Source organism: Staphylococcus agnetis (assembly GCF_002901865.1).
In the GTDB taxonomy this organism is placed as follows: domain Bacteria; phylum Bacillota; class Bacilli; order Staphylococcales; family Staphylococcaceae; genus Staphylococcus; species Staphylococcus agnetis.
This window is the reverse complement of record NZ_PPQF01000162.1, coordinates 1-252: the sequence shown is the minus strand read 5'-3', so window position 1 is coordinate 252 and position 252 is coordinate 1. Positions and strand designations below refer to the sequence as shown.

Genomic DNA, 252 nt, shown 5'->3' with positions numbered 1-252 from the left:
AACTTTTTTAGAACCTAAATCGTATATTGCACTCAAATATACTTTTTGACCATTTCTTAATTTAAACTCTGTTACGTCAGTTAACCAAATTTTGTTAGACTCATCTGTTTTGAACTCTCTATTTAACACGTTTGAAGCTGTTGTTTCGGGCGTACTAGAAACATATTTTTTCTTTTTTTGTCGAATTAAAGCTTTAATGTGATATTTTTGAGTGATACGTTGTACTCTTTTATGATTAACCTGAAAATCAGT

The 252-nt window shown here is 29.0% G+C and carries 1 pseudogene; it reads right to left on the bottom strand.

Features of this window, described 5'->3' with window-relative positions:
* Positions 1–252, bottom strand: a pseudogene (locus CD172_RS12840) (IS3-like element ISSau2 family transposase); the annotation flags it as partial.